At 44.5% G+C, this 18,081-nt stretch carries 15 protein-coding genes; 10 read left to right on the forward strand and 5 right to left on the reverse strand.

Features of this window, described 5'->3' with window-relative positions:
* Positions 1 to 82 precede the first annotated feature (82 nt).
* Both HOP38_RS17780 and HOP38_RS17785 read left to right on the forward strand, forming a co-directional pair.
* The gene (locus HOP38_RS17780; protein WP_423250098.1) at positions 83 to 772 is read left to right on the forward strand and encodes a response regulator transcription factor; all 690 of its coding nucleotides are present in this window, start codon (positions 83 to 85) and stop codon (positions 770 to 772) included.
* Entirely contained in the window at positions 769 to 2,034 is a 1,266-nt protein-coding gene (locus tag HOP38_RS17785) for a sensor histidine kinase (RefSeq protein WP_340138505.1), read from the forward strand. The genes HOP38_RS17780 and HOP38_RS17785 overlap by 4 nt, the downstream gene beginning before the upstream one ends.
* A 57-nt stretch (positions 2,035 to 2,091) precedes the next feature.
* Here the strand turns inward: HOP38_RS17785 and HOP38_RS17790 are convergent, their stop codons facing one another.
* Positions 2,092 to 3,027: a LysR family transcriptional regulator gene (locus HOP38_RS17790; protein WP_038230823.1), complete on the reverse strand. Its 936-nt coding sequence runs from the start codon at positions 3,025 to 3,027 to the stop codon at positions 2,092 to 2,094.
* A 120-nt stretch (positions 3,028 to 3,147) separates the two neighbouring features.
* On the opposite strand from HOP38_RS17790, the gene HOP38_RS17795 reads away from it, so the two are divergent.
* The 3 genes from HOP38_RS17795 to HOP38_RS17805 all read left to right on the forward strand — a co-directional run bounded on the left by HOP38_RS17795 (position 3,148) and on the right by HOP38_RS17805 (position 5,326).
* A complete protein-coding gene (locus tag HOP38_RS17795) occupies positions 3,148 to 3,816 on the forward strand; it encodes an SDR family oxidoreductase (protein WP_031494637.1) in 669 nt (222 codons plus the stop codon).
* Positions 3,817 to 3,853: 37 nt separating this feature from the next.
* Complete coding sequence (grxB, locus tag HOP38_RS17800) at positions 3,854 to 4,498, forward strand: glutaredoxin 2 (protein ID WP_198558606.1); 645 nt, start codon at positions 3,854 to 3,856, stop codon at positions 4,496 to 4,498.
* Positions 4,499 to 4,561: 63 nt separating this feature from the next.
* Positions 4,562 to 5,326 (forward strand): DoxX family protein, encoded by a 765-nt coding sequence (locus HOP38_RS17805; protein WP_006070164.1) that lies wholly within the window; start codon positions 4,562 to 4,564, stop codon positions 5,324 to 5,326.
* Between the two features lie 47 nt (positions 5,327 to 5,373).
* Here HOP38_RS17805 and HOP38_RS17810 read toward each other — a convergent pair whose 3' ends face one another.
* From HOP38_RS17810 to HOP38_RS17820, 3 genes are all read right to left on the reverse strand, one after another.
* The gene (locus tag HOP38_RS17810) at positions 5,374 to 6,537 is read right to left on the reverse strand and encodes a BamA/TamA family outer membrane protein (protein ID WP_198558607.1); all 1,164 of its coding nucleotides are present in this window, start codon (positions 6,535 to 6,537) and stop codon (positions 5,374 to 5,376) included.
* 239 nt (positions 6,538 to 6,776) lie between these two features.
* Positions 6,777 to 8,357 (reverse strand): BCCT family transporter, encoded by a 1,581-nt coding sequence (locus HOP38_RS17815; protein WP_062461926.1) that lies wholly within the window; start codon positions 8,355 to 8,357, stop codon positions 6,777 to 6,779.
* Positions 8,358 to 8,660: 303 nt separating this feature from the next.
* Positions 8,661 to 9,266, reverse strand: coding sequence for a class I SAM-dependent methyltransferase (locus HOP38_RS17820; protein WP_198558608.1), 606 nt, complete (start codon positions 9,264 to 9,266; stop codon positions 8,661 to 8,663).
* Positions 9,267 to 9,426: 160 nt separating this feature from the next.
* Between HOP38_RS17820 and HOP38_RS17825 the strand changes: the two genes are divergently transcribed.
* The 3 genes from HOP38_RS17825 to HOP38_RS17835 all read left to right on the forward strand — a co-directional run bounded on the left by HOP38_RS17825 (position 9,427) and on the right by HOP38_RS17835 (position 12,966).
* Positions 9,427 to 10,053: a HAMP domain-containing protein gene (locus tag HOP38_RS17825; RefSeq protein ID WP_124941658.1), complete on the forward strand. Its 627-nt coding sequence runs from the start codon at positions 9,427 to 9,429 to the stop codon at positions 10,051 to 10,053.
* Entirely contained in the window at positions 10,031 to 12,421 is a 2,391-nt protein-coding gene (locus tag HOP38_RS17830) for a hypothetical protein (protein ID WP_198558609.1), read from the forward strand. The genes HOP38_RS17825 and HOP38_RS17830 overlap by 23 nt, the downstream gene beginning before the upstream one ends.
* 134 nt (positions 12,422 to 12,555) lie before the next feature.
* Positions 12,556 to 12,966 carry a VF530 family protein gene (locus HOP38_RS17835; RefSeq protein ID WP_031493701.1) on the forward strand — a complete coding sequence of 137 codons (411 nt, stop codon included), beginning with the start codon at positions 12,556 to 12,558 and terminating at the stop codon, positions 12,964 to 12,966.
* Positions 12,967 to 13,053: 87 nt separating this feature from the next.
* On the opposite strand, the gene HOP38_RS17840 is transcribed toward HOP38_RS17835, so the two are convergent.
* Positions 13,054 to 14,037: an arginine deiminase-related protein gene (locus HOP38_RS17840; RefSeq protein ID WP_171394005.1), complete on the reverse strand. Its 984-nt coding sequence runs from the start codon at positions 14,035 to 14,037 to the stop codon at positions 13,054 to 13,056.
* 470 nt (positions 14,038 to 14,507) lie between these two features.
* Between HOP38_RS17840 and HOP38_RS17845 the strand changes: the two genes are divergently transcribed.
* On the forward strand, positions 14,508 to 16,364 hold the full coding sequence (locus HOP38_RS17845) for an ABC transporter ATP-binding protein (protein WP_088877718.1): 1,857 nt from the start codon (positions 14,508 to 14,510) through the stop codon (positions 16,362 to 16,364).
* A 213-nt stretch (positions 16,365 to 16,577) separates the two neighbouring features.
* Positions 16,578 to 17,999, forward strand: coding sequence for an anaerobic C4-dicarboxylate transporter (locus tag HOP38_RS17850; protein ID WP_038230835.1), 1,422 nt, complete (start codon positions 16,578 to 16,580; stop codon positions 17,997 to 17,999).
* The last annotated feature ends 82 nt before the right edge of the window (positions 18,000 to 18,081 follow it).

Here is an 18,081-nt window from a genome sequence, read left to right on the forward strand (position 1 = left end):
TTACCACTTGGCAATCGCGTTTCGACAAAAAATCGACACAAGTTTGCTATCATCAATTCACGCTATTGAATTGGAAACATGTATGAGTGTGTTATCTGGCAGCCAGATCTTAGTCGTAGAAGACAATGAAGAACTACAAGGCATATTGGCGGACTTTCTTGACGTCAAACAAGCGGAAGCGGACTTTGCAAGCAACGGCGAGTTAGGCCTATCGCTTGCTTTATCTCATGCGTTCGATGCCATTATTCTAGATGTAATGATGCCAAAAAAAGATGGAATGCAGGTGGCACGAGAACTGCGCCTTAAAGGCTGCACGACACCTATTCTTATGTTGACAGCACTAAATGGACAATCTGACCTATTGACCGGTTTCGATTCTGGAGTTGACGACTTTCTCACTAAGCCATTCCAGTTTCCTGAACTCGAAGCCAGACTTACCGCGCTAATTAAGCGCTATCGTGGTCAAGTTGCCAAAAGCATGCTTAGATTTGGCGATATTGTTATTGATGAAAAAAGCCATCAAGTGACACGACAAGGCGAAAACATAGAGTTAAGCCCAGCGACCTATCAAATACTAGTAGCCCTAGTAAAAGCTCAAGGTGAAGTTGTATCGAGAGAGTCATTAATTCAGACTCTTTGGGGGGAAAATGTGCCCGATAAAGACGTATTACGAAGTCATATCTATTTACTGAGGAATGTCTTAGATAAGCCGTTCGACTTTCCATGCCTGATGACGGTACCTAAATTTGGCTTCAAACTGGTAATTCAATGATGAAAAGGTCAAAGTCACAACCTAGTTATTACTCCATAAAACAAGTCAAAGCTCGCTTGTTACGAACCTTCTCTCTTATCGCTTTGGTCACTTCTTTTTTGGTTTTCTTTGCCTTTTCGCTTCACTTGGCCTTAGAGGAAGACGACCAGATCGAACATCACTTAGTGTCATTTGAAGAAATAGCCCAATCCTACTATCAACTTCGCCAAGTAAATCAGGCTCAGCTCAGTAAAAGCGTTACCGCGTATTTTGATGCTAATATGCTACCGAAAAGAATCGCACAACAGGGGTCTTTCCCATTAGGAAAAGTAACGAAATACAATACCTTCCTCGAAGATGGCTTTTTGGTCTATCACACCAAGTTTAAGTTTAACGAGCAAACTATCCCGCTTTACCTCACCATTGATTCGAGAGCGATGGACTTCGGAGATGACTCTTGGGACACATTGATGATCATTTCAATGCTACTGATGGTCTTTCTGATTTTTGTCTTGCGGTTATCGCTGAAAAGGGTCTTCGACACATTAATGTCGCCAATCTCATCCCTCAGCCACCAACTCGCAAGTAACCAAGACGGAGCATTCTCTATCACAGAGCATTCAATTTTAGAGCTGCAAACACTCACCGAGCATCTTAATAGTTACACGCAAATGAAAGAGCGTGTCGCCAAACAAGAGCTTATGTTTGCCAAGTATGCGAGCCACGAGTTGAAAACGCCCATTGCCGTTGTATTGGGTGCCGCCAACTTACAGGCAATGAAACAAGATGAGGCTTTTCAAACCAAGCAACGTGAACGCATACTCAAAGCGGCAAACGGTATGCAACAGACCGTGGAACTGCTACTAAACATCGTTAAGCAAGAAAATGCGAGTCCCGATAGCTTATCGACCAAAGTCAATGAACAAGATTTGGAGCTAGCAAAATACTATTCAAGTGCTTCAAAAGATACAAAAGTAACGGTGCAGATCGAAGAAGGGACAGCGGTTAACCTACCATTGATAGCCGTGAGAATGATAGTTGGAAATTTACTAGACAATGCCATACGTTTTACAGCCAATGGGGAGATTTCCGTCCGTATCTCATCTCAGGAAATTTGCATTACTGATAACGGCTGTGGACTGAACAATAATAACGATATTGAGCATGGGCTGGGGCTGCTGATTGTTCATCGGATCGCAGAAAGCTATAGCTGGCAATTTACACTTTCGAACAATACTAACGGTAATGGATGCTGCGCGAGACTCACACGGATTGATAGCTAGACGCAAACGATAGGAACCAAGTCGTTCCTATCGTTACACGATCATCACCCGTAATCCTCAGTTATCGCTAGATTGCTTGACTAGATCTGGGAACTGTTCGAACAAAAAGTCTAAGAACAATCGAATGCGTTTGGGTTGGTATTTTTTACTCAAATAGACCACATTCAAATCCGCACTTGATACCGTTGTCGAAGCATTGAAGTTTTTCATATAGCCGTTAAGCACTGTTACCAAACGACGATGGTTAATGTCTGCCTGAACATCCAATAGTGACTTGAGAGCAATACCCGCTCCCTCTAACGCCCATCGACGAATCACTTCACCATCATCTGAAAAACGTTTGGGCGTTACCGTAATGGATTTTCGTTGGTCATTTTCTCGAAAGTGCCACGTCTTTAGCTCTTCGTTATGACGCAACATCACTAAACAATCATGCCCAACCAAATCTTGAGGCGTAATAGGAGTCCCCCGCTTTGCTAGGTACTCTGGCGAGGCACACAACACACGGCGACTGGACGCTAATCTGCGAGAGATGAGGTTACTATCCGCCATTTCCCCATAGCGAATGACAATATCCATACCCGATTCGTTAACGTTCGACAGGTGGTCATTGAGGTAGAGATAAGGAATGACATCAGGATAGCGTTCTGAAAACTCATTCAGAATGGGCACAATGTATTGTTTGCCAATGTCTTTTGGCGCAGACACTCTCAGCGCGCCTTTTACCTCTTTAACGCCACTTTGGATAATATTTTCCACTTCATTGACGTTATCCAATATATCCAAGCAAGCTTTGTAGTAGAGTTCTCCTGAGTCAGTTAACGATACGTGGCGAGTACTTCGATTAAGCAGTTTAACGCCATAACGCTCCTCCAAAGCCTGAAGCCTAGCCGTCATTGATGCTGGCGACAATCCAAGGTCTCTGCCCGCAGCCGCTAACCCTTGGTGCTTAACAATGCTCGCGAACATCTCCATATCTGAAAACTTATCCATAGGCGCTCCATTATTTAACCAATCCGAATAATGATTTCGTATTTTACCCAATTATAAAACTAAGTCGAATAAATATAATGGGCGTTATCAAATGAAGTCATCGAATTGGGAGAAACAATAATGAACCGCGAAAAAACAACTTACGTCATTCTAGGTGGCACCTCAGGTATTGGAGAAGCTATCGCTCAGCTCGTTAATCACGAAGAGAATATCGTCCATGTTGCTAGTCGCTCAACTGGTCTAGATATCAGCAACGAGAAAGAGATGCACTGTTACTTCGAATCCATCGGTGCTTTCGACCACCTTATTGTCACTGCAGGATCAGCGGCGCCTGCAGGCAAAGTAACCGATGTAGCCATTGACGATGCTAAAGGAGCATTTGACGTCAAATTCTGGGGCTCCATCAACGCTGCAAAACAAGCTGCTCGCTTTATCAAGCCAAACGGCACCATTACGTTTACGACGGGCATGTTATCTCGAAAAGTCGTTCCTAACACTTATGCAAAAACCGCAATGAATGCCGCACTAGAAGCCGTGACAAAGATCTTGGCTAGAGAACTAGCGCCAATTCGCGTCAATGCCGTCAGCCCTGGCTTAACAAAAACCACCGCATACAAAGGAATGGATCAAACAACCCGCGATACCATGTACGAAAATGCCAAGAACAATCTACCTGTTGGCAAAGTTGGTGAAGCGCAAGATGTCGCAAAAGCGTATTTGTTTGCTATCGAAAACACCTATATGACTGGCGCCATTATTGATGTCGATGGCGGCGCGTTAATCAACTAAGTCAAAACCAAGCCTACTCTTATTACAGGTATTCATCATGAAGCTTTATATCTATGACCATTGCCCGTTCAGTGCACGTGTTCGCTACGTGGCGGGAATGCTCAACTTATCACTGGATATTGTCACACTAGATTATGACGACGACACAACTACAAAAAACATCATCGGCAGTAAGCAAGTTCCTGTGTTTGTCACAGGTAGCGGAAAAGCCATGGCGGAGAGTCTCGATATCATCGGTTATCTGCTCGACTTAGCAGATTCGGCAGAAAACAGTACGCCATCTCAAGACGTAATGAGATGGCAGAAGGATGCCTTCTTACCACTGCAGAAAATTGGATATCCACGTTGGAGCACCTTGCCACTCAAAGAGTTCTCCACCGCCAGTGCAAAAAAAGCATGGCGTACTAAAAAAGAAACCTATGAGCTTAATTTCAACAGCTTGTTAGAAGACACATCGCAGATCGCCTCACAAGCAGAGGTGCTGATCACTCAGGCGAATGAACTTCTCCAACTAGGTACCGGAAGTCGCAGGAAATTGGTGGACGAGGCTATTGTATTTTCCATTTTAAGAGGCTTTTTCAGTGCACCTGAAGTTCGCTGGGAGCCAAGTGTTGCCGATTGGATGGTCACTCAAAGTCAAAGTACTCAGGTGAAGTTACTCAACAACGAACAATACCAATAACTCCGAAATTCAATATTTGTGGCCTTTGCCAGTCACGACGAAGGCTACGTAAGGTGTACGATTATGGAAAGCAAAAACTACGCAAATATTATCGTTTTCACAGGATTACTCGCCGCAGCAAGTGCCATCATTAACGCCGATCTTTACGATGGTACCTGGTCTGAAGTCGCTACCATTGCCGCCGCAATAATGATTCCCGTAACTGCCTACTTCAATAGGAAGAATGTCGCACTGTCTTTTCTTTTACCACTATTTTTTACCACCATTGTCGTTAGAAATGCTGATCAACATGATTGGTCAATGATTGGTTGGATAGCGGCAATATCTTATCTGCCGTTGCTCGCACAGTGTGTTGTAGTCATGCGACGTACCTTTATCAAAGAAGGTCCGACAGAAACAGCATTAAGTATGCTGCGTATATTCATCGGTATGAACTGGTTAACGCACTGTACAGAAAAACTGTTTGTTTCTTCCCACGACGCAGGCTTGGTTAACTTTTTTGCCAACGGATTTGGTAACTTAGTGGTTGGACACCCATTAACGGATTCAACCGCCAATATTCTGATTGTGCTTGGCGGCCTAGTTGAACTGGCTACTGCTATTTCATTGGGACTAGGGGTACTTTCTCGGTTTGGAGCGTTCATGTCAGCAGGATATCTGATTGTTGCCCAGATAGTGGGTGGCCACTTTGCCGTTGGTTATACGTGGATTTTACCGGGTGGAGGATGGGAATTGGCGTTCTATTACTTTATGGTCACCATACCATTTATGCTTCCAAACGTAGGTGGCTCTGTCGCTTTGGAACGGATGAAGTTCGCTCGCTCTTAATCAAGTAAAACAAGGGGGACTTATCATGTCCCCTTGTTCGATAACTACTAAAAACCAGTGCCTACTTGAAAATAAATGGCGTTATCCGATTCACTGGTAGCCACATCGATCCCTGCACGCAAGCCATAGCGACGGGCTATAAGGTAACGAAAACCGACACCATAGCTATAATGGTTATTGGTTGTAAAAATCGAGTCGCCATCATCAACGGCGGTACCTAACCCACCAAAAACAGAAGCTGACCAACGCGTAGTCATTTGCCAAGTTAATTGAGTCTCTAACGAGGCTGTTGTATCACCTTGGTATCGCTCTCTAGCAATGCCGCGCATATTGATGTCAGGGTAAACAGGTGTTGGTAAGTAACGCTCACTGGTACTTAGCGTGTTGTATTGCCCTTTAAAACCAAGGTTCCACGATTCTCTAATTGGAAAATAGTGTATCCCTTTAAATGTGAACGTATCAAAATCGTAGTCACTACCAAGACTCTTTCTAAACAAGCGATATTCACCACTGTAATCCCCACCAGCAGAGGGGTATAAGAAGCTATTTCGTGTGTCATGTTCAACCAATAACCCCAGCATTGAAAATGTAGAATCTAATGAAGGATGGAACTCTCGCCGATGACGATCCTGCTGACGTTCGATGGAATTTAATGATAGCGTAGATTGAATAAAAGCTTGTGAGATCCCTAATAACAATGGCGTGTCAGCGACTCTAAATTGCAATTTCTGTAGCTCTCCATACCCTTTCATATTCAGCTCAAACTTACTGACGTGTTCACCGCTACCATAGAAATCCATATTCACGTCACCATAAAATGCACCGCCAAGATAGCGGATACTGTCACGCTTCCATGAGTGCCGATGACCCACAAATCCAGCCCAAGTACCATTATCTGTCCCAAAAGCACCACCTACAGTGATGGCTGGCGTTAGCAATTGAGCACCACCATTTACCGATGTCATCGACAACTTTCTACGCTTTTCTTTCTGCGCCTCCGATTCATGCAAGAATACTCCCATCACACCACCGCCATACCCAACGGCAGGTTCGGTCACGAGTATGGGTACAGGCAAAAAACCATAAGCATTTTCAGCTAGGTATTCGCCCATATCAAACTGATGATCAACTGGATCGGTAAAACTAGTAGCAACGCTGTGACTTGAAGCGATTGAAACCGTCAAAACAATAATAGAGAGGGAAGCTCTCACGGTAAGATCCTCGTTACTGGCAACATTAGGGAAAACAACTCATGTGTAAACGTTGGCGTATAGTAACGAGGACGAAGATAAGATTTATCACTAAACAATAAGAGTGGAATAAAACTGAAATAGTGTATGACAATCAATCGCTTTATTTTTATTTTATCTAATCAGGCGGGCACTTACAGACCAGTCTGAACGAAAAACAGGTGCTCTCAGAGCACCTGTTTTTCATTAATTAAGCAATTTTACGAATAAAGTGCTTGTTCCGTCCTCAAACCTTTTATTAGGCTAAAACACATCAATAGCAGAACAAAAGTAAACGGCAGAGCCGTTGCCACTACGCCAGACTGCAATGCTTGAAGCGCCTCTTTACCGCCAATCCACAACATTACTGCTGCAATAGCCCCTTCAATACACGCCCAAAATATCCTCTGGGGTACTGGCGCATCAATCTTGCCGCCAGCAGTGATGCTATCGATAACCAACGAGCCAGAATCCGAAGACGTTATAAAGAAAATCAAAATAAGAACAATGGAGATCACGGACAAAATAGAGCCAAATGGTAAAGCATCGTATACGTGAAATAGCGTTAGTGAAATGTCGGTTAAACCATTCGCCCCCAACTCACCTACATGATTTGCCACTTGATCTATAGCGATCCCGCCAAATACTGACATCCATATTAACGTCACTGCAGTTGGAATAAAGATAACCGCTAACAAGAACTCTCGTACCGTACGTCCTTTCGAGACTCGAGCAATGAACATCCCAACGAATGGAGACCAAGAAATCCACCACGCCCAATAAAATACCGTCCAACCATGCATCCAGACAGTGTCTTCACGGCCATGAGGACTACTGAGCGCAATGATATTTTCTACGTAACCAAGCGTTGTATTCCAGATTGACGGCAGAGCGACATCCAGACTCACAGCCGTGACAAAAATCAGCAATAAGAAGGCCACAACCATATTGATGTTACTAAGAACCTTTACTCCACCATCAATACCACGCACCACTGACATAACCGCGATTAAGGTAACAAACGCAATCACCGCCAGTTGCATACCAATGCCACCGTCTAGACCAAATACATAGTTGATGCCACTTGTCGCTTGTTGAGCACCTAAACCCAGTGATGTCGCTAGACCAAACAAAGTCGCCAACACCGCCATGATATCAATCACGTGGCCTAGCCAACCCCAAGCTCGGTCACCGAATACTGGATAGAATGCTGAGCGAATAGATAGAGGCAACCCCTTGTTGTAGGTGAAAAACGCGAGTGATAACGCCACAATAGCGTAAATACCCCAACCATGGATACCCCAGTGAAACAGCGTTGCCCCCATAGCAAGTGATTTAGCTGCTTCCGTATTGGGCTCTACATTGAGTGGTGTTCCCCACCAGTCAGTAAAATAAGCCGTTGGCTCCGCCACTCCCCAAAATAGTAAGCCGATACCCATACCAGCCGCAAACAGCATCGCCAACCATGAAATGGTTGAATGGTCAGTTGTTGCATTTTTACCACCGATACGAATTTTCCCAAGAGGAGAAATCAATAACGCGACGGCAAAGAATAGGAAAAAATTGGTTGCCCACATGAAGAAGACATCAAAGTCATTAATGATGCCATTTTTAAGACCATTGAGAGCGTTGAGTGCGGTTGCTGGCTCGACGATAAGAAGGGAAATTAGGCTGAGAATAACAAGCGCTGCGCTTGTTCCGAATACGGGGTTGTGTATATCGAAACCCCACTTTTGAATGTTGTCCTGACCTACTTGATAGTCAGTGGTTTCGATACTGTACTTCTTTAATGCATTGTCCATAAATACTACTACTACGTGTCCAAATTGCTTTCCTCGAAAAGGAAAAAACTAGAAACCGCCCTCCATTTAATTAGAACTCTAACAATTTATTTCGGACAAAATGCTATCACACGCACAAAAATGATTCAAATAGCTCAATTTTTCATAGTGAAAATTAGAAAACACTTAAAATCAGCCATAAAAAGCAATGAGCTCTAATCATTAGAATACAAACTAATTGACATTGGACGTGCTTTATCCCACCAATCTGCATTAGTGAGAGCAGCGAATAACAGCATTAGCGTATGCCAGAAGTAACGAGGGCTATTTGGTCAGCTTTTCAGCAATAAGGTAGGTATGAAGCTCTGGGTGTTGGTCGAACTCCAAATGACGAATTGTGCAGCCAAGTTTAATGAAAAGCTCTAAAAAGCCATTAGTCCCAAGAGACGAGTAATACACTTCTGGCCCCATGAAATCATCAGTATGCTGCCCTGCTTCTTGTGTGCCTCCAAAAGAAAAAACAAACACACCGCCCGGATTTAGACTAGCAATAATCTTCGTTATAACAGTGACTTGCTGTTCTAGAGGAATATGCCAAATACTGTCCCATGCAGTGATAAAATCATAGTTACTTGGTAGATCAGCGTTACAGATGTCTTGATGATAAAAGGTAACATCTGGATGACGTTCGCGAGCAAGCTGAATCATTTTACTCGAGATATCCATCCCCTCAGGTTGAAACCCTACTTGTTGCAACAGATTGATAAATCGTCCGGTACACCCACAACCGATATCGAGCGCCTTACCTCTAGACGAAATAAACTCAATCGCTCGTTTATGAGCTTCGATGCCATTGTCGAGATTAAACTCTTCACTCAACCACAGGTGAGTAATCTGATCGTAAGCTTTCCCTATTTGTTCTGGCGTCATCTTGTTCCCAACTTGTCTATTTCCCTGAGTACTATTGCTATCTCACTATAAAACATATTGATGTTTAACGCTTTCTTTAGAGTGACCGCCAACGAATTTTGCAGAAATACCTTTAAGCCCATCCTAGACTCTTAATGACAAAATCCGAGGGAGAGTGAACATGCAGCAATTCTTGCGCCTAACATCCATCACGCACAGTTTTAAGGTGGGATTATCTCGGCGACTGATTTGGCGAGTGCTGTTCATCGCCATACTCAGTGCCGCGATTAACGCTGCTCAGTTCTATTTCTTTTACTCTCAAACGCTCGATGTGCTCGCTGAACAGCTCTCGTTTCAGTTGCTTCCCGAAGAGTTTGCAGCGGTAGCTAACTCCATGCCTTCAATGTACCAAGCCATGAGTAATTGGCTGATTTTATTACTGTTACTTCAATTAGCACTGGCAACGTGGGCTGGATGCTGGCTCAGCTACCGTCTTTATGGTCCGGTAGAGCGGATTCGACAAGCTCTGGTCGACATCTCCTTAGGTAGGCTAACGACAGAAGTGAAGACTCGGAGCGGTGATGAACTCAGCGACATTGCAGAAAATGTCAGTGACAGTGCCGCTCGCCTACAAGTGATCGTATTAAGCATGAAGCAAAGCCTTGATGGTCTAGATAGCAGCGCGATGACTCCAGAACAAACTGCTCACATCGAAATGGTTCGCAGTAATCTAGACTACTTTGAGACCATTGATGTTGGCCCATCCAATGAAGCCGAGCCGTCTAATGACTTTAACTCGGAACGCTAACTTGGCGTCATGGCAACCATGGTTACTTACGTTATTGCTTACCTTATTACTCACCATGGGTAGTAGCCAAGCCGTGAACGCTTCCCAAGCAATCGTCGGTCAAGGAATTCAACTGGTTCAAGTTGGACAAGTCACACAAGCCAAGTCAAAGTTGAACCAGTTGCCACAGCCTTATTCAGGAGAAGCACTATTCTTGGCAGCGCGTATTGCAGAAGCAGAAAACAACTGGACAACAGCGATGACCTTGTATCGCGAATATTTAGCCAGTAACCCTTTTAGCGTGCACCAATTAGAAGCAAGGGCGGCATTTGCACTATTGCGAGCCTATCAAAACGATCCGTTACTTGGCGACTTCTTCACTCTAGTTAAGCTACGCGACCTAAATCATATTCAGCAACTTCAAAACACTAGCGCCAGGCTATATGCCACACATCCGCAAGCGCCGTTGGCGATTCGCGGACTGCTTCTGACCGCATACAGTTTGTTAGAGCTAGCTCAACAACCCCAAACAGCACTGCAACTTTACCTTTCCATTGCAGAAGATACTCAGAATGCCGATGCAGATTGGTACATTCAGGCATTGTTTGGGGCGGCTTTCGCAGCCATTCGCGCCAACCGTTTACCGCTAGCCCAACGAGCTATCAATGACATACAGGGTAAATTGAACTCTAGTTGGGGCAGCCGCAACAGCCTGTTAGCGAGAAGTTGGCAACAGCGCATCAACGCCATGACCTTCATGTTGCCTCTCGCACAACAAACGACAGTATCAACAACGCCCTTTTTATGGGGAGTCGGCGCAAGGTTGCTGTTAGATAACCCTGTAGGTAGTGGTAACAACTTCGCGCCAATCTGGCACACGCTTACCAATAATGATTTACGGGTAAACAGCGTCAGTTTGTGGATCACTCAGGACAGCGATTGGAACTGGCTGCGCACAGATTTACTTCGCGGCGCTCATTTGCATGGTTATATTCCTATGATTAATTACTGGTTTTTTGGTGACAAAATCAGCCCTGACTACGTCACTGCCAATCGTCAACGTTATCTTGAACAGATCAAAAACCAGCTGATTCCGTTGTTGCGAGACCTTCCTCAAGCCTATCTGATTTTGGAGCCTGAGTTTAACAAACAGGGTATTGAATCTTGGGACGAGTGGGATCCATTAATGCTGGAGGTGATCCAACTAATACGAAAAGGGGCACCGCAAGTTAAAGTAGGATTGGGGCTGGGTGATTGGGATAAACCCGGTGGCACACCGAGTTACGCAAGCGCTGAGCAAGCCATTGAAGCAAGTGATTTTGTGGCAAGTATGCTAATGCTCTCTAGTTATACTGAGCGCGCTCACGCCGCGCCAGATTGGTCCGCTTGGGTTCGAGCTTTACGACTAGGCGATAGGTTAAAAAAACGCTTCAACAAACCGTGGATGCTGGCGTATTTATCAATTGCATCTCAACCAGCATGGGAGCAGCAGCAAGCGGTGGAGATTGAAAAGCTGGCATTTTATCTGCCGATGCTTCGTAGTCTTGGTCTGTTTGCCCTTAATTGGTTCTCTCTTACTGATGAACCCGAGCAGCAAGGTTGGTTTGCCGAAGCAGAGCAAAGCTTTGGACTTCTTAAAGCCAGCTACCAACCTAAGCCCGCATTGGCTGACTATCAACAACTCATCAACGCGCATCGTAACGAAAAGGCGCCTCAAGTTAAGCAGTTTCACGCCAAACTAATGGCAAATCGTCAGCTCGAAATCAAAGCTCAGTTAGCACACTGGACTCGCTGGGAAGTCGTTGTTCAACAAGACACTAACACATGGCTTGAAAAAGGCGTTGGTGATGCCTTTACTATTCATTGGAATGGACAAATGCTGCCAACTTGGGCTGAAAATGGCGAGGTGTCTGTAACGCTGGTCCTCAATGGTACTATTCACAACTCACTGGTAACGAACTGGAACGTCCCTCTTAACTTCCACCAGCAAGCCTTCAATGAACAGGTTTCACTCAACAGATGGAAAACTTGGCAGCAAGCACCGGAACAGAGCATTGCACTTGAGCAGCTAAGTTCGGGTATTCCTGCAGCCATTGAGCTTGTTCTAAAGCGGCTTACTTCCCCTCAACTCGAGGCGCTGCATATCGGGCTCATAGACCAAATTGGCTTCCAACAAACCGTCTCCGCCTCTTCTTACGCCTATCAAATCGGTGATAGCATCGCCATTTATGTCCCATTGCAACAACTCAATCGACAATGGGTCAAATACGTCGACGGTAAACCAATATGGCGAGATAAACCCAGCGGCGTCATTTCTGTCGTATTGCAAAATAGTAGCGCTGAGAATGTAGCGTTTGAAGTGAGTAGATTGAATAGCTTTGTTGATTAGCGTAGGTATCGGGGTAATACTCTGCTAGAATCGCCCGCCACAAAGCCACCTTGTATAAACATTTCTAGTTACTACCTCAGGGCGGACGACTAGGTTGTATCACTGTACCGCACACTTGATTAATAGGCATAACCATGATGACAGATGAAGAAAGAATCGAACTCCAACAAAATAACCCGTTACATGGCCTTAAATTAGAAACAATGTTGCAAGAGCTAGTGGACTTTTATGGGTGGGACATTCTTGACACAGCGATGCGCTTTAACTGCTTTCATACTAACCCGTCGATTGCTAGCAGTGTGAAATATCTCAAGAAGACCGAGTGGGCACGAGAAAAGTTGGAGAACTTCTATCTGTATCGTTTTAAGCGTATGCCTCGAGCCTCTACTGAAGAGTACGATTTACCGCCACGTGCGCGCACTTTTCCTCATGGATTAGAACCTAAAGAACCAATGGCACTGACGGTTGATTCTATTTTGAAGTCTCAAGCGAAAGCTGCCTCTGCTTTCAAAAACCGCTCATCTCGTGGACGTCATTCCCGCTAATAAGCACATTCATAAACTATGAATAAACAACAGCCGCAACCTTTTTAAGGGCGCGGCTGTTATGATAATAATTAGCAAGAAAATTGCTTACAGAGACTTCACTCGTGTTGGTAGAAACACTTCTCCCAACATACATCTCACGCTACCTCCACCAATGTTCTCAATGGTAGAAACATCAAAAGGAAGCAGTTTTCCGTGGGTAGACAATTGCTGTTTTTGTGCAGGATTGAACGCATCGAATGCGGATTTAGACATCGCGATCACCTTATCACCATTAACCGTTTCAAGTTGCAAAATATTGCCGCAAAACTGATTAACTTGCTCAAGTGTAATATCAATCACCTGCTTTGTGTTTGCCAAAGACTTCACTACAAATCGACGTTCGTATTCAGGGATCACTTCTGAGCAAATCACCGCAAAGTGCTCACCAACTGCCATCATCACATTGGTGTGGTAGATCGGTTGCCCAGATGGCAGCGCCGTTTGAAATGATACGACGCGATGATAACCAATGCGCTTGGCGTAGTCTTCGAGAGCTTCACGCTCACATCGTTGAGAGAGTGCCGCATAAATCGTTTTGTTAACATGATCTTTTACCATCACACCCGTGCTCTCCAAAAAAGCACCTTGCTCGATGTAATTGGTCAACGAGTCCACAGCGACTACTTTTCTTCCCGCAGCTCCAAGACTATCAATCAGCGCCTGTGGCCTCACTTCTTGTTGCCGATTCTTACAAGCCATAGGGAAGGTATAGAAGGCACCTTCATGGGTGGTGCTAAACCAGTTGTTCGGAAAGACTGCATCAGGTGTTTCACTGGCATCCATAGGATAGTCAAACTCAACCACTTGAACGCCAGCGCGGCGCAAGCCAGAGACCATCGCTTTAAACTCAGACATTGCATTTTGCTTTACAGAATCGGCATCAAGAGAAACTTGGTGTTGAAATTCATTATCGGCTGCCGTCTGTGCATTAAAACCAAACTCTTTCGGCGGTACCATCACCACACAATTGGCATTTTGAACTGATCGACTAAGATGCGTCGGCTCAGCTGTTTCGATACTAACTGTCATTCCATGATTCATAGAGGGTTCACTTAACTACTTTTGCGTGCAACAATCTTTAAATTGTAAATAATGTGTTAAATATTAATTTACTGAATACGTGTTTTTTTTGTTTTCTCTCCACCGTTAATTACTGGATATTTTAAAAAATACAGTAATAATCACTGTCACCTATATTGTAAACCTACCTTCATCAGCGGAGTAAGGTAACAGTAAGGTGAGAGTCACAGCCAATATTCTGCGGTTAAATTGCTACAATTGTTGAGCAGTTTGGTTAAAGGTTATACACTGTTTCATATCTGAATTTTCAGATTTCTTTCTCTTGTTCTAACCCGCGAAATGGATCTTTCGCCATGTAAAATTACATTATAAATTCGCTCTTACTATTACTCTTATCTTCGGATTGGAGGATTTTTTGTCTCTTCTCGAAAGCTCGAATGAACGTTGAAACACGGGCTTTCTAACGATTTAGGTGAATCATGTTTAAGCGCTTTGAAAATTTCACAGAAGCTTTTCCAAAGCAAGAACCCGATCAGCCGCCTGAGGGCATTTTTGCGTTTTGTCGACACTACACGCGTGGCTTTGAAAAACCATTACTGCTTATGGCGCTGCTCAGCACGACAGTGGCTATTATCGAGGTTGCCCTTTTTGGATTTATGGGTGAGCTTGTTGACTGGCTGACGTCGAGTAATCCTGAAACCTTTATGGATGAAAACGGCGCAACACTAATGTGGTTGGGCTTGGTGATATTGTTTGTAATGCCTGCGTTAATCTTGGTGTATTCATTAATTACGCACCAAACCTTGCTCGGCAACTACCCAATGTCTATCCGATGGCAAGCGCACCGCTACTTACTCAAGCAAAGCTTATCGTTTTATCAAGATGACTTTGCTGGACGTGTTGCTACTAAGGTGATGCAAACGGCACTTGCTGTACGTGAAACAGTCATGAAGACGGCGGACGTGTTTATCTATGTTTCCGTTTACTTTACTTCCATGTTGGTGATTTTGGCGCAAGCTGATTTACGCCTGATGTTACCTATGCTGTTTTGGCTTTTTGCGTATATTGGTATCCAAATTTACTTTGTACCAAAGCTCAAAAAAGTGGCGTCAGAACAAGCCGATGCGCGCTCTTTAATGACAGGTCGTATCGTTGATAGTTACACCAATATCTCTACAGTTAAACTGTTTTCGCACAGCCGTCGTGAAACTGAGTATGCAGAAGAAGGTATGGAAGGCTTTTTAGATACCGTTCATCGTCAAATGCGTTTGGTAACTGGCTTTGACGTTGCCGTTCAGCTGGCCAACTACATTCTACTGTTCTCAATCGCAGCGATTTCTATCTACCTATGGATGGGCAGTGCGATTACCGTCGGCTCAATTGCTATCGCAATCAGTTTAGCACTGCGTATTAACGGGATGTCGATGTGGATCATGTGGGAAGTAGGTGCACTTTTTGAAAACATGGGTACGGTCGTTGATGGTATTAAAACCCTATCAAAACCTATCGCTATCCAAGACGAACCAAATGCTAAACCAATTAAGGTCGATCAAGGCGGTATTGAGTTCGATGACGTCAGCTTCCACTATGGTGAGAACAAAGGTGTCATCAGCAATTTAAACCTCAATATTAAGCCGGGTGAGAAAGTCGGCTTAGTCGGTCGCTCCGGCGCAGGTAAATCCACCTTAGTGAACTTGCTACTGCGTTTTCACGATGTTGAAGGTGGCAGTATTCGTATTGATGGACAACCCATTGATAAAGTTACCCAAGATTCACTGCGCAGCAAGATCGGAATGGTGACGCAAGACACGTCGCTGCTTCACCGCTCAATTCGTGACAACATCTTATATGGTAAGCCTGATGCGAGCGAAGAAGAACTTTTGGCTGCAACTCGCCAAGCTCATGCTCATGAGTTCATCGATACCCTAACCGACCCATTTGGTAACGCAGGCTACGATGCTCAAGTAGGTGAACGTGGTGTAAAATTGTCTGGCGGTCAAAGACAGCGTATCGCTATCTCGCGCGTACTGTTGAAAAACGCACCGATTCTTATTTTGGACGAAGCCACCTCAGCACTTGATTCCGAAGTAGAAGCGGCCATTCAGGAAAGTCTCAACGAGTTAATGGAAGGGAAAACGGTTATCGCGATTGCGCACCGACTCTCTACTATTGCCGCAATGGATCGTTTGATTGTTCTGGATAAAGGTGAAGTCATTGAGGAAGGTTCTCACCAAGAGCTTATTAACCACGGTGGTATTTACGCGCAACTATGGGCTCACCAAACTGGTGGTTTTATAGGTGCGGATGAGGACAACGAACAAGATATCGTTGCCTAACTCTCACTCTTGTGAAAAACGGAGCTCATTGGAGCTCCGTTTTTTTATTTACACTTTTATTTCAATAATATATGTAAACAAACCCGCAACAATGTGACCCACTTTTGAAATTTACACTCTCATCAGATTATGCAAACTTTTTCCTACCCAGATCAGTATTTGGTTTGCCATTGATGCGCATTATAACTCTGTCGTTATAAAAAAGGAGTTGTTATGTTTTATGTTCATATGCTGCTACTTTTGGCAGTAATATTTGTAGGTATTCGGTACGGTGGTATCGCTTTTGGTTTGCTAGGCGGACTGGGCGTCTCCATTTTAAGCTTCTTCTTTGGTATCGCACCGGGACAACCGCCCATCGGTGTTATGCTTATCATCCTTGCTGTCGTTGCGGCTTCCGCTACATTGGAAGCCACAGGCGGCCTCAAACTGCTAGTAAAGTACGCTGAAATCTTATTGAGAAAGCATCCTTCAAAGGTGGTTTTTCTCGGCCCTCTATGTACTTACTCTCTAACAGTTCTGGTCGGAACCGGTCACTCTGTTTACCCACTGCTTCCTGTTATCTATGATGTCAGCATCAAGCGTGGAATTCGCCCCGAGCGTCCAATGGCCATCTCTACCATTGCGTCGCAAATGGGTATTACTGCAAGCCCAATTGCTGCAGCGGCGGCTGTAGTTATGGCGACAGCGGCCACTAACAACTTGGACATTACTTTAGGTCAGGTATTGCTCGTCACTATTCCGGCGACTCTTACTGGCGTTCTCATCGCGGCGACGTGGAGCCTTAAGCGTGGTAAAGATCTTAACGACGATCCAGAGTTTTTAGAACGTTGTAAAGATCCACAGTTTAAAGCGCAATTAATTGATACTAGTGAAGCAAGTACAGGTGCTGCTGGACAACAAGAAGATCAAAAAGCAAAACGAGGACTGACAGTCTTCTTGCTCGGTATTCTAACGGTTATCTGCGTTGCTATGTTTGGCAAAGATTTAGGACTACTGCCTGATGGCGTGAGTACATCCACAGCACTGCAATTTTTGATGCTGTCGGTTGGTGCCATTATCTTGCTAACCACAAATGTTGACCCGAAGAAGATCGTCAATACCAATGTGTTTATCGCTGGTATGAGCGCTGTCATTATCATCTTTGGTATTGCTTGGATGAGTGACACCATCATTGCTCACAACAAACCATACATTATTAGCTTGGTTGAAGATGTCGTTCAAACTCATCCTTGGACATTTGCTATCGCCATGTATGCCTCTTCGGTATTCCTTAAGAGTCAAGCTGCCGTTCTAACCATCATGTTACCGCTTGGTTTTGCTTTAGGTATTCCTGCAGAAGTACTAATCGGTGTACTACCGGCTTGTTACGCTTACTACTTCTTCCCATTCTATCCGTCAGACTTGGCAGCCATCACGTTTGACCGCTCTGGAACAACGAAAATCGGCAAATACATCCTGAATCATAGCTTCTTGATCCCAGGTTTCATCGGCGTATTTGTGGCAACTTGTATTGGTTATGCACTATCTACCGGCGTATTGCCAATCTGGTTATGGGCTATTGCGGTTGCTGGATTAGCCTTCGCTGTAAACAGCTATATGAATCGTTTGAGCAGTGAAACACTTAAACTGGCTTAGTCGATAATCACCACACTTCAAACGGAGCTATTTAGCTCCGTTTTTTTATATAGATGCTAACAACCACTCTTCGTAAAGCTCG

The sequence above is a fragment of the Vibrio mediterranei genome, assembly GCF_013364395.1.
In the GTDB taxonomy this organism is placed as follows: Bacteria; Pseudomonadota; Gammaproteobacteria; order Enterobacterales; family Vibrionaceae; genus Vibrio; species Vibrio mediterranei.